We start from the raw sequence: 21,232 nt of genomic DNA, 5'->3' as shown, positions 1-21,232 counted from the left end.
CGGGGGAAGAGCCGTTTCTCCCCCCGGTGCGCTACCGGCAGGTCACCGGATACACCGCCCGCATGGACGGCTTGTCATGGTTGAGCACCTCCAGGACGACGGTGCCGTCCTTGCGCTCGGGACGGTCCCAGTAGGCCGCCTGCACCTCCAGGATGCCGCTCTCCCCCACCTTGTGGGTGTAGGACCCGGTGGGGTTGCCGTCGGCGACCCAGCGGTAGGTGATCTCGGTGCCGGGGGTGGCGGTGAACGTGCCGTGCGCGGTCACGTAGGGGGCGTCCACGCAGTCGCCGTAGTAGGCGTCCGGCCGCAGCTCGACGATCTTCACGGTGCCCGGCGCCGGGTCCTTGTCCCTGCACTCCCAGGTGTAGGGCTCCTGCATGAACGGCCGGTTGTGGTTGAGCACCTCCAGGCGGACGACGCCGGTGCCGCTGCTGCGGGCCGAGCCGTACCAGAAGTCGCCGATCTTGCTCTTGATGCCGGGTCTGAGGACCTCGCTCCTGACCGGGCCGGGCTTGCCGTCGACGACGAGGCGGTACTTGACCTCGGCCTCGCGGTCGGTCATCACCAGGCCGTCGGCGCGCAGCCCGTACGAGCCGTCGCACACGCCGTGGAAGACCGGGGTGAGCAGGTAGCGGAAGGTGAGCCGCGCGTCGCCGGGCTGGTCGGTGCAGGTGAAGCCGAACGCGCGCGTCACCGGCTCCGCCGGGCCGCCCTCGGTCATCAGGCCGAGCGTGTGCCGCCCGGCCCCGGTGCGGTCCAGGCTCCAGGACGCGGTGACGTCCTGGGTGCGGGGCCGGTCGGAGGCGGCGAAGTCGAGCACCTGCTGCTGCCACTTGCTCCCGTCCAGGATCCACCAGTACGTGACCTTCGCCGCCGGGCCGGCCGGGAGCGCGATGCGGCCGGTGGCCTGATAGGTGACCGGTTCGAGGCATTCGCCCGCGTAGTCGCCGGGGGTGAGCGCGGCGATGCTCGGTTGCGGCTTCTGCGCCGGCGGGGTCGTCGGGGGCGGGCTCGTCGGCGGCGGGCTGGTGGGCGGAGGTGACGTCGGCGGAGGTGACGTCGGCGGAGGTGACGTCGGCGGCGTGGACGTGCAGGTCACCTCGTAGGCGGCCCGCGTGGAGTGCTGCCCCGGCGTGATCAGCCGGATCGCCTTCCACCCGCTGCCGGAGCTGCCCACCGCCATCGGCAGCACGACCTGCCGGCTGCGCGGCCCGTTCGCGGCGAAGGAGAGCACCTGCACCGGCCCCTCGCCCGTGGCATCGTCGACCCACTGGTAGCGCACGTCGGCCGGGGTGCGCGACACCTGGATCGTGCCGGTGAACCGCACGGTCGTGGGGCACGCCCCGCCGTACGAGGGCGGGTCGGCCGTCACGGACGCGGCGGCGGTCAGCGGCTTGCCGGGCCGGGCGGGCAGGGGGCGGTGGTCGTTCCAGACGACGACCGGCCCCGGGCAGGTGACGCTGAACCTCGCCTTGGCCGACAGGCCCTTCCTGCCCAGGATCTCGACCGCCTGCCAGCCGGAGGTGCTGCGGTCGAACGTCTGGCGGTCCCGCACGACCACCTTGCGCGGGCCGCTCACGCGCAGGCTCCTGACGGCGCTCCTGCTGCCGTCGCCGCGCACCCAGCGGTACCGTACGGCGCCCGCGCCCTTGGCCGTCACCACGGCCGAGAAGCCGACGGTGGCGGGGCAGGCGCCGGACTGCCGGGCGGGGCTCGCCTTGACCTGGGCCACCTTCACGGCGGCCGGCGCCACGGCGAGCGCGGGTGTCGGGGCGGCCAGCAGACCGCTGAGCAGTGCGGCGCCCAGCAGCAACGCTGTCCTTCTCATGTCCTGGGGTCCCTTTCTCTGCTTGTGCGGGGCCCATGATCCTCAGCCGGTCTTGTACGTCACTTGGATCCCTCTTGTGACGCGACATTTGAAGCATTTTCGAAGCGAGCGGGGGTGTTGCTAGCGTGGCCGCCTTGTCAGCGAGGCGGACGTGACGGGAGGGCCGGATGACGCAGTGGCCGGGAGGACCGAACCACCAGCACGACCCTTGGCCCCCGCCCCCGCCGCCCAGGAAGAGCGGCGGGAAGGCGCTGCTCGCGGCCGTGATCTCGTTCGCCGTGGTGCTCGTGCTCGGCGGCGCCGGGCTGATGGCGTGGCGGCAGCTCGCCGGCGGCGGCGACGCGGGCTCGGACGCGGGCGAGGTGGACGCCTCCAGCCTGGAGGTGCTGCGGAAGGGCAGGCTGACGGAACAGGACGTGGCGCGCCTCGATCGCACCGCGTTGTTCTACGCGAGCTGGAAGGCGACGGTCACGCAGCCCGTCATGCACATCACGCAGGCGTCGTACACGAAGAGGGCGGACTTCGACAGGAACCGGCCCGACTTCGTGTGGGAGAGCGGCTACGACTACCGGACGAAGGAGTGGCAGCTCGCCTGGGGGGCGGGCGAGGCGGACGCGCCCGTGTCGTTCTGCGACAACGGCCGGTCGTTGCTCTACAGCTATTACCTGAAGAAGTGGAGCGAGGGCACCCAGGCCGACACGATGTGCGCGCCCAAGAGGGCGTACCGCTACATCAGCGACAACCTGTCCACCGGCGGCCTGACGGCGGAGCAGGCCGACGTGTGGGTGCGGGCACTGCGGACCGACTACAAGGGGCTGGTCAACCCAAGCGAGCTGAAGCTGGCCGAGGTGGGCGGCAAGCAGTACCTGCGGCTGACGGTGGACTTCACGCCGGTGCGGCGGGCCGACGGGCTCTACTACGGCGGGCAGTTGCTCATGTGGTCGTTCAAGGAGACGAAGCTGGACCCGCAGACGCACCCGTACAGCTACGTCGGCTCGATGGGCACCGGGTACCACGCCGAGTACCACCTCGATCCGAGGACGCTGCTGCCCGCCTTCTCCGAGATCGAGGAGACGCCCGCGCCCGGCAGGGACGGCCGGCCGCGCGCGGACGCCGGCTTCTACGCCTGGCGGGTGCGCTACCACCTGCCGGGCAGGATGCCCGAGCTGCGCACCTCGGGCAAGCCCGACCGGCCGGCGCTCGACTGGCCGGTGGGCAAGCGCTAGAGCCGGGGGGTCATGGAGAGCGGCCGAGCCGGAGCCGGGCCGGGTCAGGGCTGGGTGGCCGGCTCCGGGGTGCGGGAGCGGTCGCGGAGCCAGGCGTACGCGCTCACGCCGATGCCCGCCACCGTGACCGCCGCCCCCACCAGGTAGAGGGAGCGCAGCCCGAGGCCGCCGTCGATGACCCGCCCGCCCAGCCAGGCGGCGAAGGCGGCGGCGAGCTGGTAGGCGGAGGCGTTCACGGCCATGGCCAGGGTGGGCGCCCCGGCAGCGGTGGCGAGGACGCGCGCCTGCATGCCGGGGATCACCGAGAAGCCGAGCGCGCCGATCACGAACACCATGACGGCGGTGGCCGCCATGGTGCCGCTGAGCGCCCACATGGCGACCAGCGCCGCCGCGAGCGCCGCCAGCAGGCCGAGCTGGGCGGCCATCGGGGCCCGGTCCGAGAGGCGGCCGCCGGCGAAGTTGCCGGCCGTCGCGCCGACGCCGTACACCAGGAGCAGCACGGCGACCGCGCCGGCGGCGAACCCGCTGATCTCGGTGACGAGGGAGGCGAAGAAGGTGAACACCATGAGCAGCCCGGCGTTCGCGACGGCGGTCACCGCGATCGCGAGCAGCACGTCGCCGCGGCGGAAGACGCGCAGCTCGGCGACGGCGGAGGTGGCGGGGGTGGCGTCGCGGACGTCCGGCACGAGCCGGGTCACGAGCAGGAGGCCGACCGCGCAGCAGGCGGCGATGGCGAGGAACGGGGCCCGCCAGCCGTACCCGGAGCCGAGGAACGTGCCGATGGGGGCGCCGAGGATCATGGCCAGGTTCATGCCGAAGACGAGCTTGGAGACCGTGGACGCCTGCCTGCCCGGGCCGGCGGTGGAGACGGCGATGACGATGGCGTTGGCGAAGAACGTGGAGGTCACCAGGGCGGTGACGACGCGGGCCGCGAAGAGCACGGGGTAGGCGGGGGCGAGCGCGGAGGCGAGGTTGCCCGCGATCGTGATGGCGAGCAGGGTCATGATGAGGGGTTTGCGCGGGTAGCGGGCGGTCAGCGCGGTCAGCACGGGGCCGCCGACGATCATGCCGATGGCGTACGCGGTGACGAGCAGGCCGGCGGCGGGGATGGAGACGGCCAGGTCGCGGGCGACGTCGGGGAGGATGCCGGCGATGACGAACTCGCCGGTCGTGATGCCGAAGACGCACAGCATCAGGGACGGCACGGTGGCCTTGGAGACCGAGGACACGATCAATTCCATTCTTTACAGATGGGTACAGAAATGGGGCGGCAAAAACGTTCCACTTACTGGGGGGTGTCTACAGGGCCGCGATGGCCCCCTCGACGACGTCGAGGAGCGCGGCGCGGTCGTCGGTGACCTTGGCGAGCACGCGCAGCCCGTAATAGGCGCTCTGGAAGGCCCGCGTCACCTGGAGCGCCGGCCGTTCGGACGACAGCTCGCCCGACGCCTGGCCGACCAGCACCAGCCGGTGGATGGCCTGCTCCAGGTCGTCGAACTGCCGCCGCACCAGGCCGGCGACGGCGCCGGTGCGGCCGCTGGCCTCGCCGGCGGCGTTCAGCGCCAGGCAGCCGCGGCGGCCCGGGTCGGCCATGTCGGCGTCGATGACGCCCAGCATGAGGTCGCGCAGGCGGTCCTTGACGGGGCCGGGCTCGTCCAGCATGCGCAGCTGCGCCTCGGCCTTGGTGGCGGCGTAGTGGCGCAGCGCCTGCTCGTACAGGGCGTGCTTGCTGCCGAAGGCGTTGTAGAGGCTGCCGCGGCCGAGGCCGGTGCGCTCGCACAGGTCCTGGGTGGTGGCGGCCTCGTAGCCCTTCTCCCAAAACACCTGCATGGCCGCCTCGACGGCCGCCTCGTCCCTGAACTCGCGTGGCCTTCCCATGGGACAAGGAGGCTAGCCCATTCTGTACAGCTCAGTAAAGAACGAGAGGCGGAGAAGATGATTGACTAAGGGTCGTAAAACGTTTCATCGCGATCTTTGCGGAAGGTCTTCCTTGGACTACGAACGCCAGCCGTACAGAAGGTGCGGCCGCAGCGGACTCCTCCTCCCCGCCGTGTCGCTCGGCCTGTGGCACAACTTCGGCGAGGGCAAGCCACTCGAGAGCCAGCGCGCGATCCTGCACAAGGCCTTCGACCTCGGCATCACCCACTTCGACATCGCCGACCGCTACGGCCCGCCCGTCGGCGCCGCCGAGTCGGCCTTCGGCCGCCTGTTCCCCAAGTCGCTGCGCGACGAGGTCGTGGTCACCACCAAGGGCTACAACCCCATGTGGGACGGCCCGTACGGCTACGGCGGCTCCCGCAAGCACCTGCTGGCCACCCTCGACCGCTCGCTGGCCCGGCTCGGCCTCGACTACGTCGACATCTTCTACCTGCACCGCGACGGCGAGGAGACGCCGCTGGAGGAGCAGGTCGCCACGCTGGACCACATGGTCCGCACCGGCCGCACCCTCTACGTCGGCGTCTCCAACTTCTCCCCCGAACGCACCGCCCAGGCCGCCCGCCTGCTGCGCTCGCTCGGCACCCCGCTGCTGGTGCACCAGCCGCCGTACTCGATGCTGAACCGGCGCATCGAGGACGCGCTGCTGGGCGTGCTGGAGGAGGAGGGCATCGGGTGCGTGGTGTACTCGCCGCTCGCCCAGGGCCTGCTCACCGACCGGTACCTGAACGGCATCCCGGCCGACTCGAGGGCGGCCGAAGGCCGGTTCCTGACGCCTGACCGGGTGACGCCCGAGGTGCTGGCGTTCGTCCGGGCGCTGTCGGAGCTGGCGAGCTCGCGGGGCCAGACCGTGGCGCAGCTCGCGCTCGCGTGGGCGCTGCGCGACCCGCGCATCACCTCCGTGCTCGTGGGCGCCTCCAGCCCCGAGCAGCTGGAGGCGAACGTGGCGGCCGTGGACCGGCTCGACTTCACCGACGACGAGCTGGCCGCCATCGACCGTGCCGCCAAGGAGGCCGGCGTCCAGGCGTGACGCCCTCGGGGGCGGGCGGCGGCCGTCCGGCGACCACGAGGACACCGGCCGGCACCGAGCCGCCCGCCCCTACGTGCCCGCTCAGGGCGTCCCACTCCCCTGTCTGGATAGGCGGGCGAGGGCGGCGGCCAGGGTGTCGGGAAGGGTGGCGCGTACGACCTCGCCCGGCCGGGCCAGGCGCGTCTGCCAGTGCACGTCCGCCACCCGCGGATACCCCGGGTCCGCCCCCACCACGATCCCCCGCGCCGGATTGTCCAGCGCCGCCCCCAGCTCCAGCAGCGCGATCGGCTGCGTGCTGCCGCCCGCCGGGAACCAGAACAGGGTCAGCACCCCGGGCAGATGCAGGTGGCGATGCTCCCAGGCGATCTGCACCGGCGTCTGCCCGGGATCCCCGATCGGGAAGTCGCGCCGGCGCGGGTTGAGCACGATCGCGCCGGCCCGTCCGAGCGCGCGCGCCGCCTCCCGCTGCCAGTCGGCCACCCCCGTGATCCCGCCGGCCAGGAACACCGCGGGCGGGTCGCCGGGCGCGGGCTCGTAGGGGTCGGGCGCTTCGTAGTACGTCTTCACACCGGCTCCTCGCGCCTGCGTACATCCATCGATGTACGGCCGATCTCGCTCTCCTGGACGATCAATGCCGGTCCGCGCGCCAGCACAGTGGGAAGCGTGGACAGACGCATCGACGCCCTCGACGTGCTGCGCGGCGTGGCCATCCTCGGCACGCTCGGCACGAACATCTGGATCTTCACCGACCCGGCCGGCCCGCTCGGCATCCTGAGCTTCGGCGGGGAGCCGGGGGTGGCGGAGACGTTCCTGCGGTTCCTGTCGAACGGCAAGTTCCTCGGCCTGCTCACGCTGCTGTTCGGGGTGGGGCTGGAGCTGCAGTACCGCAGCGCGGCGCGCAAGGGCGCGCGGTGGCCGGGCCGCTACCTGTGGCGGGCGGCGCTGCTGCTGGCGGAGGGTGCGGTGCACTTCGTCCTGATCTTCGAGTTCGACGTGCTGATGGGGTACGCGCTCACCTCGATGATCGTCGCATACCTGATCGGCCGCAGCCGGCGCGTCGTCACGGCCTGGATGGTCGCGGCGGGCACCCTGCACGTGGCCATGGTGGGCCTGCTCACCCTGGCCCTGCTGACGGCATCGCCGAGCGGCGGGACGGGATCGCCGGGCGGTGGGGCGGGGTCGCCGGGCGGTGGGGCGGCGGCGGTCGCGTACCCGGGCGGCTGGCTGGACCAGGTGCGGCTCCGGCTGGACAACCTGGTGCTGTTCCGCGCGGAGCTGGTCTTCATCGTGCCACTGGGCATCGTGCTGTTCCTGCTCGGCGCCCGCCTGATGCGGGCCGGGCTCTTCGAGGAGCGGGGCGCGCGGCTGCGCTCCCGGCTGATGGCCGCCGGGCTCGGCGCCGGCGTGCCGCTGAACCTGATCACCTCCTTCGCCGGCCCCGCCTGGTTCATGGTGGACCGCTACCTCGTGGCGCCGCTGGTCGCGCTGGGCCTGCTGGCGCTGATCGCCTCGATCGTGCTCGGCCTGCGGGGCGAGCCCGGCGTGCTGCGGCGCGGGCTCACCGCCGTCGGGCGCACGGCGCTGTCCTGCTACGTGTTCCAGAACGTGGCCGCGAGCGTGCTCTGCTACGGCTGGGGCCTCGGGCTGGCCGGCCGGCTCGACGGGCTGCGGCCCTGGTGGGTGCCGGTGGCCTGGGCCGGGATCTGCCTGCTGTTCATGGTGCTGGCGTCGCTGTGGCTGCGCCGGTTCGAGCGCGGGCCGCTCGAACTCGCCTGGCAGTGGGCGTACCAGGCGCCGTTCAGAACGCGAGCCCCCGCCCAAAGGTAGCCGTCTCTCGCACCCCGGGTCCGCGCCGGTCACGCGAACGTGTTTCAATGCACCGACATGGAACTCGATGGGACCGAACCGGGCGGCGGGGCCGCCGCGCAGGAGCGCGCGCGGTGACCGGCCGCGCGCTCGACTGGCTGCTGGCGATCGCGGGCGGCGTGCTGCTCACGCTGATGACCCAGACCAACGCCGTGCTCGCCCGCCACACCGACGCCCTCTACGCCTCCTGGGCCGCGCACGCCATCGGCGCCGTGGTCGCGCTGCTCCTCGTGCTGGCGATCGGCCGGCGCAGACCGCCGCCGCGAACAGGAACCGACAGCCCGAACAGGACGCCGCGCTGGTACTACCTGGGCGGCATCCCCGGCGCGCTCGTCGTCGTCCTGTCGGCCGTGGCCGTCAACAGCGAGCTGGCCCTGGCCGGGACCATCGCGCTGATGCTCACCGGCCAGGTGGTGTTCGGCACCGCCGCCGACCGGCTGGGCCTGCTGCACACCCCCAGGCGCCGCGTCACGGCCATGGACCTGGCGGTCGCCGGGTGCGTGCTCGCGGGCAGCGTGCTCATCGTGCTCGGCGGAGCGTGACCCGTGCTCTTCTTCATCGTGCTGGCGCTGCTCAACGGCGTGCTCATCGGTGCCAGCCGGACCATCAACGGCCAGCTCAGCACCCGGGCGGGCGCGTTCAGGGCCTCGGTGTGGAACCACGTGGTGGGTTTCGTCTTCCTGAGCGCGGTGCTGCTCGTCCTGCGTACGTGGCCGGACCTCACGGACGTGCCGGTCGCGGCGTACGCGGGCGGGGTGTTCGGGGCGCTGTTCGTGGCCGTGAACAGTCACGTGTTCCCGAGGCTGGGCGCGATGAGCGCGTCCGTGCTGGTGATCAGCGGGCAGGTGCTGTCGGCCGTGGTGATCGACTGCGTCCAGCAGGGGAGGCTGCCCTCGCTCGTCCGGCTCGCCGGGGTGGCGCTCGTCCTGCTGGGGCTCGGCCTGCCGCTCCTGACGGCGCGCCGCCGGCGCAGGGAGGCCGAGGGCCGGCTCAGCGACGACCCGCCGCAGAGCCCCGGCGGCGCAGCGCCATAGCGGTGAGCGCGCCCACCAGGAGCACGACGCCCGCGCCGCCGGCGGCCCACCCCCAGACGTCGCCGGCACCTGCGGCGCCCCGCTCCGCGACCGCGTCGCCATCCGCCCGCAGCGGCCCAGCGGTGCCGGTCTCCACGGCCGCCGCCGGCGGCTGAGGCGTGCCGAGCGCCTGGACGAACTCGGCGTCCACGGGCCCGGCCAGGCTCTCGTGCCCGGCCTTGCGCTCGTCGCCGGGCCGCAGCGGCCCCGTGCCCCGGTCGACCGGCACGTTCCCCGAGCACATGCCGGACGACAGCTCGACCCCTTCGACCGCGGGCCCGCTGGAGCTGACGGCCGCGAACACGAGGTAACGCCCGTCCCGCTGGAACGGGTACCCGCAGGAGGCGCTGTCGGCGTTGCTCGTGAGCGTGATCCTGGCGGCCGGCGTCCCCTTGTAAACCTGGTCGGCCAGGAACGTGTAGACGCGGGGCCGGCCCGGTCTGTCCTCCTCGCGTACGTTCGTCACGGTGCCGGTGAAGACGGCGTCCGCCTCCCGCACGGCGAGCGCGGGCGTCAGGTCCGCGCAGCTGCAGGCGTGGGCGGCCGTGGGCAGCCCGACGAGGAGCGCGGCGGCGAGGGCGAGGAGGGCGAGCATGCGTGACACCATGCCCTCATCACGTACGGCGGGTGGTGATCCGTTCAATCCCGTCCCGGCTTCCTCGTTCGCCTGGCGGACCATCCACGTTCACAATCCCGCCCAAACCACCCCATAAATTGCCATTTCATGACTTTTAACGCTGTTTCCCGACGTTCCTTGCTCACTGGCGCCCTCGCAGGGGCCGGGCTCACCGTGCTGGGCGGCACCTCCGCCCGGGCCATGATCAGGCCCGCCCCGCGCGTCCTGATCGCCACGAACGAGCCGTGGGGCACCTACCACGCGGCCCCGCTGCTGCCCGAGGCGCGCCGGCTGGGATGGGACCTGGCGCAGCTCGTGCCCGACCGGTCGGGGATCAAGCCCGGCGACCCGGTGCCGGTCGTGCTGCCCGGCGAGGTGGGCGAGGCCGACCTGCTCGTGGTGACCGGCGCCGGCGACTGGCCGGCCGACTGCGCGGCGCGGCTGCGCCGGGTGCCGCTGGTGGCGAGCTCGCTGGCGTACCAGCTGCCGGTGGAGGCGCCGAGGGCCAAGGAGTTCAGGGGGCGGCTGCGGGCCGTCACGGCGTCGTCGCCGGCGGAGGCCGCGGTGTTCGACGACTACCTCGGCACCCGGCGTCCCATCGAGGTGGTGGGCACGCCGCAGACCGACGACCTGCCCCGGCACGCGCCCGAGGCGGGCACCGTCCTGGTGCTGACCAGCGTCACCAGGTCCAGCGAGAGCGGCGGCTCGGCGCCGGGCACCGAGCTGCTGCTCGCCGCGGCCGAGCGGCTCGCGGCGGCAGGTAAGCACATCCTGGTGGGCCTGCACCCGCGCGAGGACCGCTCGCTCTGGGAGCGGTACGAGATCAGCACCGTCCCTTCGGTCCAGGCGTCGGCCCGCGCCGAGGTCGCGATCGGCATCCCCGGGACGGTGTTCCCCGTCGTCGCCGCCGTCGGCGTGCCGCTGGTGGGCTGCACGGATCCGGCCCTGCGGATCCCGGACTACCTGCTGAGCGTCTGCTCCAGCACGATCACCTCGGCAGACGACGCGGTCACCGCCGTCCAGACGGCCCGGCCGGTCTCCCGCAAGGTCCTCTACGAGGCGGTCGGCCCGGTGGGCGGCTCGGCCAGGCGCCTGTTCAAGGTGTGGCGGAAGGCGGGCCTGCGCGCCCACGCGGCCTGAGCGAGGGGCCCGCGCGTCCTTGACGCGGGGCGGCGGGTGTTGACGTGGCGTCCGCGAACGCTTACGGTTCCGGCAATCGGTGAAACTATCGACACAATTCCGAAACTTTCGGAGCCCGTGTCGTCGCCCCCAGCCACCCCCACCGCGCCGGAGGTCATTCGGTGAAGCCATTGATCATCGCCCTCGCGCTCGTCCTCGCCGCCCCGCTCCCCGCCGCCGCTTCCGCCCACCCGCGCCCGCCCCGCGACCTGCGCCAGCTCGCCCAGCAGAACGGCATCAACATCGGCTCCGCGGTGGACGTCGCCGTGCTGCGCGACGAGGCCGACTACCGCAAGGTGCTCAACCGCGAGTTCAACCAGGTCACCGCCGAGAACGCGATGAAGTGGGAGTCGGTGGAGCCGCAGCGCGGCGTGTACACCTGGGACGACGCCGACGCCCTGGTCGAGAGCGCGCGCCGCAACCACCAGCAGGTCCGCGGCCACACCCTCGTCTGGCACAACCAGCTCCCCGCCTGGCTCACCACGGGCGTCGAGGACGGCTCCATCGACGCCACCGAGCTGCGCGCCATCCTGCGCGACCACATCACCACGCAGGTGCGCCGCTACAAGGGCAAGATCCGGGCCTGGGACGTGGTCAACGAGGTCGTGGAAGAGGACGGCACGATGCGCCAGAGCATCTGGCTCAAGCACCTCGGCCCCGGCTACATCGCCGACGCCTTCCGCTGGGCGCACCGCGCCGACCCGCACGCCAAGCTCTTCATCAACGACTACAACCTCGAATGGAACGCCCCCAAGATCGAGACCACGCTGTCGATCGTCAAGGACCTCCAGGCGCGGGGCGTGCCGATCCACGGCATCGGCTTCCAGGGCCACCTCGGCATCCAGTACGACTACCCGGCCGACTGGGCGAACGTCATGCGCCGCTTCGCCGACCTCGGCCTGGAGGTCGCGATCACCGAGCTGGACGTGCGGATGGTGCTGCCGGTGACCCCGGAGAAGCTGGCCACCCAGGCCACGTACTACAGCCGGGCCCTGACCGACTGCCTCAGCGTCAAGGCGTGCCGCGAGATGACCGTCTGGGGCTTCACCGACCGGCACTCGTGGGTGCCCGGCTGGTTCGAGGGGGAGGGCGCGGCGTGCCTGCTCGACGAGAACCTGGCGCCCAAGCCCGCCTACCAGGCGCTGCTGACGGTCAAGCGCCCCCGATGACCCCGGCCTTGAAGCTCGGGAAAGCAGGCTGACGCGGCGTTCCCGAAAGGCCGGGCGCCTTCCGCCGACGGCGCCCGGCCGCCGCCCAGGTCCTCACGATCCACACACCCGCGTGAGGACCTGGGCCCATCGTCCGTCGCTCAGCCAGGCCCGGACGGCGCCCGGCCCCTGCTCAGTCAGGCATGGACGGCGCCCGGTCGAGGCGCTGGAAGAGGCCGTAGACGAAGCGGGCGCGATGCGTGCGCCCGCCGTGGGGGAGGTCGATCGTCCAGTGGTGCGGCGCGGGCCCGTCGATCTGCACGGCGCCGGGGAAGCTCGCCGCGACGTCGGCCACCACGCAGGCCCAGGGCACCAGGCCGGCGAAGCTCAGCGTGACGGGGCCGGAGGGCCGGACGAACCACTGGTTCCACAGCTCGCCGCCGGGGCCGACCAGCGCCTCGTACTCCAGGCCCGGCCAGGACGGCAGCGGCCAGCGCAGGACCTCACAGGTGAGGCTCCCGGCGGGCCTGCGCCCTCGAAACGGCGGCGGGCCGAGCGCCATCCGCAGCGCCGCGGCCCCCTTGGGTGCCCTCGGGGCGTGCGCCAGCCTCGTCCAGTGGGCGTGCGCCTCGCGCAGCTCGGCGCGCGAGGCGCCGGCGCGGCCGAGCGCCTCCTCCACCTTCTGCGCGTTGACGTCGCGCATGCGGTGCATCAGCGCCAGCTCGAACTCGCGTACCCCGAAAGCCACCGCCCCAGCTTGCCACCCGCCTACGACATTCCGCGGCCGGCATCGCTCGGGACGTCCCGCCCGTTCCCGGATGAGCGGTCTCGCTCTCGCTCGCGATCCCGGTCGCGGTCGAGGTCGAGGTGTCGGTCTCGGGAGGCGATGACGTCCGCCAGGGTGATCTCGCTGAGCAGCGCGTCCTCCTGGCTGCGCAGCCGGTCCCAGATCTCGGCGAGCGGGGCGGCGGCCGGGGAGAACGGGCGCAGGGCCTGCTCGGCCCCTTCCGTGACGCGGATGACGTCGGCGAGCGCGATCTCCCCGGGCGGCCGGGCCAGCCAGTAACCGCCGTCGGGGCCGCGCTGACTGCGGATGAGGCCGGCCCGGCGCAGCTGGAGCAGGATGTTGTCGCAGAAGCGACGAGGGATGTCCTGCGTGACGGCGATCTTCTCAGCGTGCACCGGGCTGTCGGCGACGGCCAGGGCGAGCATGGCGCCCAGGGCGTATTGCGTACGGGCGGAGATTCTCATGGGCCGGCTCAGGCGGAGGCCGTCTCCTCCTCCGTCGGCGTACGCCGGCTCAGCTCGCTCTCCACCGCCTCGACCGACTCGTTGGCCTTGTCGCGGCGGTACTCGCGCACCGAGTAGGCGATCGCGGCGGCCCAGATGACGGCGATGACGATGTACGCCACCGTCTGGACGCCGCTGGAGGCGTCGATCCAGTCGCTGCGCAGCAGCGTGCGCACGTTCGTCAGGACGATCACGCCGCCGACGGCCGAGCCGAGGATGCGCGGCGGGATGTGCCGGACGAGCCAGGCGGCGATCGGCGCGGCGATCACACCGCCGAGCAGCAGGACGGCGACCCAGGCGAAGTTGATGTTCTCGGAGCCGATGCCGACGAAGAAGCCGACGCTGGCGGCGATCGCGACGAGGAACTCGCTGGCGTCGATCGAGCCGATCACCTTGCGCGGGGCCAGCCGGCCGCTGGCCAGGATGGCGGGCGTGCCCACCGGCCCCCAGCCGCCACCGCCGGTGGCGTCCACGAACCCGGCCAGCAGCCCCAGCGGCGCCAGGAACCGCCGGCGCAGCGGCTTGCCCAGGTTCCCGCGCGGCAGGCCGAACGCGGTGAAGCGGATCAGGATGTAGACGCCGAGGGCGAGCAGGATGAGCGACATGACCGGGGCGGCGACCTCGGTGGACAGGCTCGACAGGAACGTCGCCCCCGCGAACGCGCCGACCGCGCCCGGCAGGCCGATCTTCGCGACGACCTTCCAGTCGACGTTCCCGAAACGCCAGTGGGAGATGCCCGAGGCGAGCGTGGTGCCGATCTCGGCGAGATGGACGGTGGCGGAGGCAGCCGCCGCGTTGGTGCCGATGGCCAGCAGCAGCGTGGTCGACGTGACGCCATAGGCCATGCCGAGGCTGCCGTCCACCAGCTGGGCTGCGAGACCGACCAGCCCGAGCAGGATGAGAGCTCGCACGATCTCCCCTTCCCTATCATTCCTACTATACAAGTAGGAATAATCATCAACCGCGTCCTGCGCACTGTCAACCCTCGTCCAGGACACGGAACGGTGACGACCGCCCACTGCTCGCGCCCACCGGTGCGGCGGGGGACGGGGCGCCGGACGCGTCAGCGCAGCCCGCCACGGCGGCCCCCGTGGGAGCACACCGGCGCGGCACGGTGCGGCACGGTGCGGCACGGCACATCGACGCCGCCTGACGCACCGACACGGCCAACGCGACCGACGCGCTGACGCGGCCGATCCGGCGATGCGGCGATGCGGCGATGCGGGCAGCAGGCTGGCTGGGTGCAGCACGCTGCCTGCATCGGCGCACATGGGGCTCGGCTCCCTGCGCCCTGTGCGCACCCGCGGCGCGGCATGCGGAGCGGTGCGCGGCCTGACGCCGCAAGGCGCGGAGGCCAAAAAGCGCGGAGGCCGCGCACGGCCGCGCCAACGTACCGGTGCTAGTCGGTGATCAGGGCCTTGACGGCGAGTTGTTCCTCGCCAGCCGGCCCGTCGAGGCGGATCGACAGCTCCCAGACGCCGCTCATCGAGAACAGCTCGCCCTCGGCCACGAAGCGGCCAGGTTGCCGCTCCGTGGCCGTGACCTCGGGGGTGGAGTGCCCCATGTCGGCCATCACCGCGGACAGGGCGACGCTGTCGGCGTCGCCCTTGCCCACCTCGACCTGGACGGCGACCCGCCCCGGGTGCGGGTCCTCGATCAGGACGGTGGCGGCGTAATGGGTGCCGGTGGTGGTGACGTTGATGGGGTCGGCCGAGGCGCTCCTGCCGACCACGAACACGACCGCCCCGGCCACCACGAGCACCCCGGCCGCCAGGACCGCTTTCATTCTCATCGCCTGACCTCCGATGCCGTCACGTCCACGGTGAAGGGGGTGGTCACGATGCGGTCGGCGGTGGCGTACTGGATCCAGGCGAGGTAGCGGCCGGGCGCGGGGAAGCTGAAGGTGAAGCGCAGCCGGGCGCCGGGGGTGCCCATCTCGTGCACGTGGCCGAGGAAGTCGCCGTCCTGGTTGCGTACGAGCAGGTGCCCGGTCATGCCGAGCCACGGCCGTACCCCGGCGGGAGTGTCCAGCTCGATCGTGGCGGGCCGGCCCGCGACGGGCACGCCGGGCCGCAGGCGCGGCACCCCGCTCCCGCCCGCCACCCCAGCCGGATCACCCGCCCCACCGGACGCCTCACCAGCCGGATCGCCCGCCCCACCGGACGCCTCACCAGCCGGATCGCCCGCCCCACCCGACGCGCCGGCCGGATCGCCCGTGCCGGTCTTCGCGACGGCCGGGGCCTCTCCCCCGACCTCGAACCCGGTCGTGAGGAGCTGGCCGCCCGAGTCCTCCCGTTCCAGCTCGGTATGGGCCAGGTAGCGGCCCGGGCGGTCGGCGCGCAGGCGGACCTCCAGGCGGCCGGGCGCGGTGCGCAGGGGGTGGACGTGCCGGAAGTAGCGGCCGTCCGCGCTGGTGACGACCACGTGGGCGAGCGCCTCGTGGTGCACGGTGAGGTCGTCGACGGGCCGTCCGGTGGAGCCGTCGATGAGGTCGAGGCGCAGCGTGAACTCCGCGCCCGCCTCCGGCCGCGCGGGCACGGTCTCCACCCGGGCCTGCGCGTACGGCCGCCCGCCCGCCGCGAGGGCTCCTGCGGTGGGGGCGATGGTGGGGGCGGCGCCGTCGGGCGCGGGCGGGGGCAGTTGCGGCTCGAACACGACGACCATGGCAGCGACGGTCACCCCGGCCGCGGCCCCGGCCGCCAGCGCCATCGCCCTGCCGGGCCGGGCCGTGGCGCCGGTGAGCAGGCCGCCGACCAGCAGCAGCGCGGCCACGAACAGGCCGCCGTAGATGAGGAAGTCGCCCGTCCCGCCGCGCTCGACGAGCACGCGGAACGGGATCACGGCGCTCTCGCCCCCGGCGCTGAGTTTCAGCTCGTGCGGCCCCGTCCGTTCCACTTGGAGCTGGGCGTAGGCAGGGTCGGCCGCCGCCTGGGCGGTGCCCGTCACGGTGCGGCCGTCCTCGACGGAACGGACCTCCAGGGCGACGGGCATGCCCGAGACCGGCTGGTAGGCGATGACGCCGACCCGCAGCGGCCCCGGCACCCGGGTCGTCCCCTTGACCACCACCGTGACCTCGGCCCCGCCGATCGTCTGCGCGATCCGCAGGTCCGCCCCCGCCGTGACGTTGTGCGCCCCGGCGGGGCCGGCCAGCGCCAGCACGAGGACGGCGGCGAGGCACAGGGCTCGTACGATCATGCGCGCTCGGCGTCGCCCACGCCGGGCGCGACCTTCTCTTCGCGAGCCGCCACGGACGCCTCGCCGGACGGACCAGGGGCGGCGGCGGCCGCGTTGGGCAGGAACAGCGCGCCGAGCGCGAGCCCGATGAGCCCCGCGATGATCGGTGCCCCCGTCCACAGCTCGGGCACGGCGGGCAGCCCGCCGCCCGCGATCGACGCGATCACGATGTACAGCGTCCACGTGGCGAACGCCGACAGCCCGGCGAAGGCCCAGTAGGCGCCGCGCCGCTGCCCGGACGGCCGCAGCCACCGGATCAGCAGATCACTGGCGAGCCCGGCGGCCACGAACGACAGCAGCACGGACACGTTCTGGAACTCCGTCTGCGCGCCCGGCATGAGCACGGCGATCGTGTACATGACGGTCACCGACCCGAACGGCAGCGCCCAGCGGCGCACCAGCAGCAGCACGGGGCTGAGCAGGACGACGTTGGTGACGACCATGGCGAGCGCGAGCCGGTCGGCGCCGGGGTCCTCCACGGAGGAGAACGCCTCGACGATGCGCGCGGCGCGGTACTGCATGGCGTCGCCGTACGACAGGAAGAGGGACACGAGCGTGGTGGCGAACGCGAGCCCGATGAGGGCGGGCAGCAGGCGCCCGAGCGTCGGCCGGGTGCCGACGTCGGGGGCGTTCCACGCCGAGCGCAGCGGCGTGGTGATGATGAGGAGCATCGTCACGATGAGCCCCAGATGTGAGGGGCTGAAAAGAATGTCGAGGCTCGTCTCGATGCCCAGAATGGTGTGCCACATCATGTCGGCGAACCCGAACGCGGCGAATGCCGGCACCGCCACCAGCCCGGCGAGATATCCCGTCGGCACCGCCGCCAGCCCTTGCCTTCCGGCGCGTACGTTGCGCCACACCTGCCACAGGATCCAGCCGGAGACCGCGGCGAACCCGGAGTAGAACACCGCGTGCCACGGGGTGAAGAACGTCTCCAGCGCCGTCAGATTGGTGTGCGCCCAGGCGTCGATCATCAGCCCGACCCCGAACCACACTCCGAGCAGCGCCGTCACCAGGTCGGTCCTGGGGGACACCCAGCCTCTGGGCTCCCCCGAATCCACCAGTAATCGCCGTATGCCGGCGTCGGCCAATGCCACCTGCGGGCTCCTTTCCGTCACGTCGAATCTATCCATCCTGAGCTTAGAGAAGGTGCCGATAAACAACTCGTTACTTTCACCGTGCGTACCGGCGCGAACACGTTTCAGCCGATGGCCCGGCATAATCCGCCATATACCCTGGGCGGGATTTCAGGTAATCGCGCATACCGGATGTCCCGGGCTCCCGGGTTGAGAACGACGGGTTTCCTGCGCGATGCTGGTACGTCGGAAGACGTTCACTCGGGGGTCGGATGAGGTCGCTGCGAATCCTGCGTTGGCTGCCCTTCGTCGTCATGCTGGGTGTCGTCCTGACCGACCTGCTGGCCGGCGAGAACCTCGTCTTCCTGCCGCTGCTCACCCTCGGCCCGGCCTTCGCGTCGGTGTCGGGCGGCGTGCGCCGCACGGCGGCGGTGGGGGCGGTGGGGCTGGCGTTGTGCGTGCTGATGGCCGTCTACAACGACCTGCTGTTCACGTTCGAGAACAACCTGACGGTCGTCAGCATCGTGGGCGTGACGGCGGCGAGCATGCTGGCCAGCCGCCTGCGCCTGCGGCGGGAGCGCGAGCTGGCCAGCGTCCGCCAGGTCGCGGAGGCGGCTCAGCGCGTCCTGCTGCGCCCGGTGCCCCGGCGGGCGGGTGACCTCCAGGTGGCGCTGTCCTACACCTCGGCGGCGGCGGAGGCGCAGATCGGCGGCGACCTGTACGAGATCGTCACGACCCCGCACGGGGTGCGGCTGCTGATCGGGGACGTGCAGGGCAAGGGCCTGGCGGCGGTCGAGACGGCGGCGTGGGTGCTGGGGGCGTTCAGGGAGGCGGCCTACGACGAGGCCGATCCGGCCGACATCGGCGAGCGGCTGGAGGCGAGCCTGGCCCGGCATCTGGGCGGGGAGCAGTTCGTGACCGCGATCGTCGCCGAGATCCACGAGACCGAGATGGCGCTGGTGAACTTCGGGCACCCTGCGCCCCTGCTGATCCGGGCCGACGGCACGCTGAGCACCGCCGAGCCGCCCGACCCTGGCCTGCCGCTGGGGCTGGGGGCGCTGGAGTCGGCGGCGGTCAAGACGCACCGGGTGCCGTTCGGGAGCGGTGACCGCATCCTGTTCTTCACCGACGGGGTGATCGAGGCGCGCAACGGGCGCGGGGAGTTCTACCCGCTGGAGGCGCGGGCCTGGCTGCTGCGCCGCGACGACCCGCAGGCCGGGCTCGACGCGTTGCGGGCGGATCTGGTGCAGCACACCGGCGGCCCGCTCCTGGACGACGCGGCGATGCTCCTGCTGCACCGCCCGTCCGAATGAGCCTTCCCGAGAGCAGTCAGGCCGGCAGCAGCGGGACCGTCGTCGACTCCCTGACCACCAGGTGGCAGGGCCGGGCGTGCCGGCCGGGCGACGGGGTGCCGTTGATGGCGGCGAGCAGCATCTCGGCGGCCGTCCTGCCGAGCCCTTCCAGGTTCATGTCCACGCTGGTCAGCGGCGGCTGGCTGGCCTGCGCCATCACGTCCCAGTTGTCGTAGCCGACCAGCGCCACCTCCTCGGGCACGCGCCGCCCCACGGCGCGCAGCGCGTCGGCGACGCCGCGCGCGATCTGGTCGCTGCCGCAGAAGACGGCGTCGAACGTGGTGCCGCCGGCCAGCAGCATGCCGACGGCCTGCCGCCCCCACGCCTCGCTCCACGCCCCGAACAGCGGCGGCCCCGCCAAGGAGAGGCCCGCCTCGGCGAGCCGGGCGACGGTGGCGGCCGAGCGGACGCGGGCGGAGTGGTGGTGCTCGGGCCCGGTCACGTGCGCCACGCGGGTGCGGCCGATGGCCAGCAGGTGCTCCACCGCCTTGCGCGCCCCGCCCTCCTCGTCCGGCACGACGGAGCAGTCGTCGGGGTCGGTCGAGCTGATGAAGGCGTAGACGACGGGCACGGGCAGCGCGGGGGCGATGGGCGCGCGGGCCTCGGTGCGCCGGCCGGTGACGATGATGCCGTCGACGCGCCGGCTGAGCAGCGTCTTGACGTGGTACCGCTCCCTGATCGGGTCGTCGCGCCCGTCGCACAGGAACACCGACATCTGGCCGGCGCCGAGCGCGTCCTCGGCGCCCATGAGGACGGGGATGCTGAACCGGCCGATGGTGTCGGTGGTGATCATGCCCACGGTGTAGGTGCGGCCGGAGTGCAGGCTGCGCGCCCCCGCGTTGACCTCGAAGCCGAGCTGCCTGGCGGCCTCCTTGACGCGCGTGCGGGTCTCCTCGCGCAGGGAGCCGCGCCCGTTGAGCGCCTTGGAGGCCGTGCCCACCGACACCCCGGCCAGCGCCGCGACGTCGGTGATCGTGGCGTGACGCGCCAGCTTCCGCATGCTTTCCCCTGATTTCCGGCCACCTTACCCTCGGTCACTCTACCTCCGGCGGCTCCAGCGGCAGGACGGCGCGAGCGGCCGCGGCAACCGTTTTCCCGCCTTTCCACCGATCAGTCGAGCCACACCCCCGACAGCGCCCGCGTCACGACCGCGCTCAGCACCCTGATCCCCCGCACCGACGACGGGTCGAGGCCGGTCACCCGCCGCGCCCGCTGGAGGCGGTAGTCGAGCGTGCGCGGATGGATGTGCAGGGCGGCGGCGGTCCGGATCCGGTGCAGGTCGTTGCGGTAGTACGCGTCCAGCGTGACGACCAGGTCGGGCCCGTTCGCGAGCCGCTCGGCGATCGTGCTCAGCCACTCGTCAATCGGCGGCGTGCCCGCGACCCCGAACTCGACGAACACGTCGGCGAGCTGGTGGACGGCGTCGGTGACCGTGCTGTCCGTGACGGCGCGGACGGGTGCCACCCGGCTGATCTGCCGCGCCTGGTCGAACGCCTCGGCCAGCCGCCCCCGCCGACCGGCCGCCACCCCGGCCGCGCACTGGAGCCCGGTCAGCTCGCCGAGCCGCCTGGTCAGCGCCACCGCCCGGGCCCGCGCCTTGGCCCCGACGCCGGCCCCGTCCACGTCGGGCTGCGGGATGAGCGCCACGAACTCGCCCGGCCCGGTGAAGCACATCGGCACCTGCCCGGCCGTCAGCAACTCGCGCACGATCTCGGCCTGCGCCTCCTCGGGGAGCACGGGCTGCCGGTCGCCGATCCTGACGACCGTGACCAGGTAGCCGTCATGCAGGGGCAGCCGCAGGCCGACGGCGTGGTCGGCGGCGGCGGGGTCGTTGCCGAGCAGCGCCTCGGCGAGCTGCCCGAGGCGCAGCCCGACCGGCAGGACGGCGTCGCGGGCGTCCATGAACGCCTGCGTGTAGACCTGCTGGCCGGCCTCCCCCCGCGTCGTGACCCAGGCGATCAGCCGCCTGATCTCCTCCAGGTCGTGCGGCCCGCTCAGCTCGGAGATCTCCCGCAGCGTCAGCGACGTGTGCAGCGTCAGGGCGTGACGGTGGGCGGGCAGCGTGAGGCCGCCCGCGCCGCGCAGGCGGCCCATCTCGGCCATGACGCCGAGGTCGTCGGAGGTGAACGGACGATCCTGCGCGGACAGCTCGGCGACCCGCCGCCGCAGGAAAATCATGAAGTCGAGCAGCTCGGACCGGATTTCCCGGTCGCCGGCGATCCTGGCATATTCGGGTATGCGCGCGGCGTACGTGTCCACCGCTCTGCGCGCGTTGCTTTCCGCCTTCTGGTGCCAAAGCGAAAAAAGGCTTCCCATGTGGACTTCCCCCGGTACGGCATGCGCGATTCCGCGACTCCCAGACCCTATACGTACGGCGCC

21 protein-coding genes are annotated in these 21,232 nt (G+C 72.9%); 8 read left to right on the top strand and 13 right to left on the bottom strand.

What is annotated here, in order from left to right:
- Positions 1 to 31: 31 nt before the first annotated feature.
- Positions 32 to 1,828, bottom strand: coding sequence for a hypothetical protein (locus HCN51_RS02010; RefSeq protein WP_168005347.1), 1,797 nt, complete (start codon positions 1,826 to 1,828; stop codon positions 32 to 34).
- 167 nt (positions 1,829 to 1,995) lie between these two features.
- Here HCN51_RS02010 and HCN51_RS02005 point away from each other — a divergent pair, with 167 nt between their 5' ends.
- Positions 1,996 to 3,054, top strand: a complete 1,059-nt coding sequence (locus HCN51_RS02005; protein WP_168006074.1) for a hypothetical protein — start codon at positions 1,996 to 1,998, stop codon at positions 3,052 to 3,054.
- 44 nt (positions 3,055 to 3,098) lie between these two features.
- On the opposite strand, the gene HCN51_RS02000 is transcribed toward HCN51_RS02005, so the two are convergent.
- Positions 3,099 to 4,295, bottom strand: a complete 1,197-nt coding sequence (locus HCN51_RS02000; RefSeq protein ID WP_168006072.1) for an MFS transporter — start codon at positions 4,293 to 4,295, stop codon at positions 3,099 to 3,101.
- 58 nt (positions 4,296 to 4,353) lie between these two features.
- Complete coding sequence (locus HCN51_RS01995) at positions 4,354 to 4,932, bottom strand: TetR/AcrR family transcriptional regulator (RefSeq protein ID WP_168006070.1); 579 nt, start codon at positions 4,930 to 4,932, stop codon at positions 4,354 to 4,356.
- 112 nt (positions 4,933 to 5,044) lie between these two features.
- Here HCN51_RS01995 and HCN51_RS01990 point away from each other — a divergent pair, with 112 nt between their 5' ends.
- Complete coding sequence (locus HCN51_RS01990; RefSeq protein WP_168006068.1) at positions 5,045 to 6,019, top strand: aldo/keto reductase; 975 nt, start codon at positions 5,045 to 5,047, stop codon at positions 6,017 to 6,019.
- An 81-nt stretch (positions 6,020 to 6,100) separates the two neighbouring features.
- Here the strand turns inward: HCN51_RS01990 and HCN51_RS01985 are convergent, their stop codons facing one another.
- Entirely contained in the window at positions 6,101 to 6,586 is a 486-nt protein-coding gene (locus tag HCN51_RS01985; RefSeq protein ID WP_346433498.1) for a nucleoside 2-deoxyribosyltransferase domain-containing protein, read from the bottom strand.
- A gap of 96 nt (positions 6,587 to 6,682) precedes the next feature.
- Between HCN51_RS01985 and HCN51_RS01980 the strand changes: the two genes are divergently transcribed.
- The 3 genes from HCN51_RS01980 (at position 6,683) to HCN51_RS01970 (ending at position 8,919) form a co-directional block, all read left to right on the top strand.
- Positions 6,683 to 7,846 (top strand): DUF418 domain-containing protein, encoded by a 1,164-nt coding sequence (locus tag HCN51_RS01980; RefSeq protein ID WP_346433497.1) that lies wholly within the window; start codon positions 6,683 to 6,685, stop codon positions 7,844 to 7,846.
- Between the two features lie 113 nt (positions 7,847 to 7,959).
- On the top strand, positions 7,960 to 8,427 hold the full coding sequence (locus HCN51_RS01975) for a DMT family transporter (RefSeq protein ID WP_206066403.1): 468 nt from the start codon (positions 7,960 to 7,962) through the stop codon (positions 8,425 to 8,427).
- Between the two features lie 3 nt (positions 8,428 to 8,430).
- Positions 8,431 to 8,919, top strand: coding sequence for a DMT family transporter (locus tag HCN51_RS01970; protein WP_168006062.1), 489 nt, complete (start codon positions 8,431 to 8,433; stop codon positions 8,917 to 8,919).
- Here the strand turns inward: HCN51_RS01970 and HCN51_RS01965 are convergent.
- Complete coding sequence (locus HCN51_RS01965; protein ID WP_168006060.1) at positions 8,876 to 9,553, bottom strand: hypothetical protein; 678 nt, start codon at positions 9,551 to 9,553, stop codon at positions 8,876 to 8,878. The two genes, HCN51_RS01970 and HCN51_RS01965, sit on opposite strands and share 44 nt — an antisense overlap.
- A gap of 159 nt (positions 9,554 to 9,712) precedes the next feature.
- Here HCN51_RS01965 and HCN51_RS01960 point away from each other — a divergent pair, with 159 nt between their 5' ends.
- Both HCN51_RS01960 and HCN51_RS01955 read left to right on the top strand, forming a co-directional pair.
- Positions 9,713 to 10,714, top strand: coding sequence for a hypothetical protein (locus HCN51_RS01960; RefSeq protein ID WP_206066402.1), 1,002 nt, complete (start codon positions 9,713 to 9,715; stop codon positions 10,712 to 10,714).
- A gap of 161 nt (positions 10,715 to 10,875) precedes the next feature.
- Positions 10,876 to 11,922 carry an endo-1,4-beta-xylanase gene (locus HCN51_RS01955; RefSeq protein ID WP_168006056.1) on the top strand — a complete coding sequence of 349 codons (1,047 nt, stop codon included), beginning with the start codon at positions 10,876 to 10,878 and terminating at the stop codon, positions 11,920 to 11,922.
- Between the two features lie 172 nt (positions 11,923 to 12,094).
- Here HCN51_RS01955 and HCN51_RS01950 read toward each other — a convergent pair whose 3' ends face one another.
- The 6 genes from HCN51_RS01950 to HCN51_RS01925 all read right to left on the bottom strand — a co-directional run bounded on the left by HCN51_RS01950 (position 12,095) and on the right by HCN51_RS01925 (position 17,522).
- Positions 12,095 to 12,649, bottom strand: a complete 555-nt coding sequence (locus HCN51_RS01950; protein WP_168006054.1) for a hypothetical protein — start codon at positions 12,647 to 12,649, stop codon at positions 12,095 to 12,097.
- 20 nt (positions 12,650 to 12,669) lie between these two features.
- On the bottom strand, positions 12,670 to 13,152 hold the full coding sequence (locus HCN51_RS01945) for an RrF2 family transcriptional regulator (RefSeq protein WP_168006052.1): 483 nt from the start codon (positions 13,150 to 13,152) through the stop codon (positions 12,670 to 12,672).
- An 8-nt stretch (positions 13,153 to 13,160) separates the two neighbouring features.
- A complete protein-coding gene (locus HCN51_RS01940) occupies positions 13,161 to 14,102 on the bottom strand; it encodes a TSUP family transporter (protein WP_168006050.1) in 942 nt (313 codons plus the stop codon).
- 488 nt (positions 14,103 to 14,590) lie between these two features.
- Complete coding sequence (locus HCN51_RS01935) at positions 14,591 to 14,983, bottom strand: hypothetical protein (protein ID WP_168006048.1); 393 nt, start codon at positions 14,981 to 14,983, stop codon at positions 14,591 to 14,593.
- Positions 14,980 to 16,386, bottom strand: a complete 1,407-nt coding sequence (locus HCN51_RS01930) for a hypothetical protein (RefSeq protein WP_168006046.1) — start codon at positions 16,384 to 16,386, stop codon at positions 14,980 to 14,982. Before HCN51_RS01930 ends, HCN51_RS01935 begins: the two co-directional genes overlap by 4 nt.
- Positions 16,383 to 17,522 carry a hypothetical protein gene (locus HCN51_RS01925; protein WP_206066400.1) on the bottom strand — a complete coding sequence of 380 codons (1,140 nt, stop codon included), beginning with the start codon at positions 17,520 to 17,522 and terminating at the stop codon, positions 16,383 to 16,385. The genes HCN51_RS01930 and HCN51_RS01925 overlap by 4 nt, the downstream gene beginning before the upstream one ends.
- 251 nt (positions 17,523 to 17,773) lie before the next feature.
- Here HCN51_RS01925 and HCN51_RS01920 point away from each other — a divergent pair, with 251 nt between their 5' ends.
- Positions 17,774 to 18,814 (top strand): PP2C family protein-serine/threonine phosphatase, encoded by a 1,041-nt coding sequence (locus HCN51_RS01920; protein ID WP_168006044.1) that lies wholly within the window; start codon positions 17,774 to 17,776, stop codon positions 18,812 to 18,814.
- Between the two features lie 16 nt (positions 18,815 to 18,830).
- Here the strand turns inward: HCN51_RS01920 and HCN51_RS01915 are convergent, their stop codons facing one another.
- Positions 18,831 to 19,853 (bottom strand): LacI family DNA-binding transcriptional regulator, encoded by a 1,023-nt coding sequence (locus HCN51_RS01915; RefSeq protein ID WP_168006042.1) that lies wholly within the window; start codon positions 19,851 to 19,853, stop codon positions 18,831 to 18,833.
- Between the two features lie 110 nt (positions 19,854 to 19,963).
- Positions 19,964 to 21,112, bottom strand: a complete 1,149-nt coding sequence (locus HCN51_RS01910; protein ID WP_168006040.1) for a helix-turn-helix domain-containing protein — start codon at positions 21,110 to 21,112, stop codon at positions 19,964 to 19,966.
- Positions 21,113 to 21,232: the final 120 nt, after the last annotated feature.

The sequence above is a fragment of the Nonomuraea composti genome, from assembly GCF_012034275.1.
GTDB lineage: Bacteria > Actinomycetota > Actinomycetes > Streptosporangiales > Streptosporangiaceae > Nonomuraea > Nonomuraea composti.
This window is presented reverse-complemented; position numbering and strand designations above follow the sequence as displayed.

Coding starts and splice junctions, on each gene's coding strand:
- HCN51_RS01935 (WP_168006048.1), bottom strand. CDS start 14,983: ATGAGAATGAAAGCGGTCCTGGCGGCCGGGGTGCTCGTGGTGGCCGGG.
- HCN51_RS01915 (WP_168006042.1), bottom strand. CDS start 19,853: ATGCGGAAGCTGGCGCGTCACGCCACGATCACCGACGTCGCGGCGCTG.
- HCN51_RS01965 (WP_168006060.1), bottom strand. CDS start 9,553: ATGCTCGCCCTCCTCGCCCTCGCCGCCGCGCTCCTCGTCGGGCTGCCC.
- HCN51_RS01945 (WP_168006052.1), bottom strand. CDS start 13,152: ATGAGAATCTCCGCCCGTACGCAATACGCCCTGGGCGCCATGCTCGCC.
- HCN51_RS02000 (WP_168006072.1), bottom strand. CDS start 4,295: ATGGAATTGATCGTGTCCTCGGTCTCCAAGGCCACCGTGCCGTCCCTG.
- HCN51_RS01920 (WP_168006044.1), top strand. CDS start 17,774: ATGAGGTCGCTGCGAATCCTGCGTTGGCTGCCCTTCGTCGTCATGCTG.
- HCN51_RS01930 (WP_168006046.1), bottom strand. CDS start 16,386: ATGATCGTACGAGCCCTGTGCCTCGCCGCCGTCCTCGTGCTGGCGCTG.
- HCN51_RS02010 (WP_168005347.1), bottom strand. CDS start 1,828: ATGAGAAGGACAGCGTTGCTGCTGGGCGCCGCACTGCTCAGCGGTCTG.
- HCN51_RS02005 (WP_168006074.1), top strand. CDS start 1,996: ATGACGCAGTGGCCGGGAGGACCGAACCACCAGCACGACCCTTGGCCC.
- HCN51_RS01995 (WP_168006070.1), bottom strand. CDS start 4,932: ATGGGAAGGCCACGCGAGTTCAGGGACGAGGCGGCCGTCGAGGCGGCC.